Raw genomic sequence first — 693 nt, 5'->3', positions numbered from 1 at the left:
CCCGCATTCCCAGCTTGGAAGGCTGGAGCACTAGCCATTGTACTACATCCGCAAAACATAAACGTACTAACGTACGTCTACTAATATGATGGCGCGAGGCGGAATCGAACCGTCGACACTACGAGCTTCAATCGTATGCTCTACCAACTGAGCTATCGCGCCATTATATTAAACGGTCACAACGGGGTTCGAACCCGTGATCTCCTGCGTGACAGGCAGGCGTCCTAACCAACTAGACCATGCGACCAAATTGCGGGTGTAGGATTTGAACCTACGACCTTCGGGTTATGGGCCCGACGAGCTACCAGACTGCTCCAACCCGCGATAATTATTAACTACATCAATTAATGATGTATAAGGAGAATGTGGGATTCGAACCCACGCGCCGATTTCTCGACCTGACGGTTTTCAAGACCGTTCCCTTCAGCCAGACTTGGGTAATTCTCCAATAGATACTTACGTATCAATCGCGGCGGGGGGAATCGAACCCTCGACCTCTCGGGTATGAACCGAACGCTCTAGCCAGCTGAGCTACACCGCGAAAATTAACACTAATTACCTATTTATGATAACAATATATTACCATAATCGGGACGACAGGATTCGAACCTGCGACCCCCTGGTCCCAAACCAGGTGCTCTACCAAGCTGAGCTACGTCCCGAACAAATTATTAAACGACTAACATCGCTCAA

Annotated in this window: 6 tRNA genes; all 6 read right to left on the bottom strand. The window is 49.2% G+C overall.

Going from position 1 to position 693, the window contains the following annotated elements:
• Positions 1 to 89 precede the first annotated feature (89 nt).
• The 6 genes from IV50_RS04950 to IV50_RS04925 all read right to left on the bottom strand — a co-directional run bounded on the left by IV50_RS04950 (position 90) and on the right by IV50_RS04925 (position 662).
• Positions 90 to 162, bottom strand: a tRNA-Phe gene (locus IV50_RS04950).
• Positions 163 to 173: 11 nt separating this feature from the next.
• Positions 174 to 247, bottom strand: a tRNA-Asp gene (locus IV50_RS04945).
• A 3-nt stretch (positions 248 to 250) separates the two neighbouring features.
• Positions 251 to 324: transfer RNA gene (locus IV50_RS04940), tRNA-Met, on the bottom strand.
• A 33-nt stretch (positions 325 to 357) separates the two neighbouring features.
• Positions 358 to 447, bottom strand: a tRNA-Ser gene (locus IV50_RS04935).
• Positions 448 to 467: 20 nt separating this feature from the next.
• Positions 468 to 541, bottom strand: a tRNA-Met gene (locus IV50_RS04930).
• A 47-nt stretch (positions 542 to 588) separates the two neighbouring features.
• Positions 589 to 662: transfer RNA gene (locus tag IV50_RS04925), tRNA-Pro, on the bottom strand.
• Between the last annotated feature and the right edge of the window lie 31 nt (positions 663 to 693).

It is taken from the genome of Weissella viridescens, assembly GCF_001437355.1.
In the GTDB taxonomy this organism is placed as follows: Bacteria; Bacillota; Bacilli; order Lactobacillales; family Lactobacillaceae; genus Weissella; species Weissella viridescens.
This window is presented reverse-complemented; position numbering and strand designations above follow the sequence as displayed.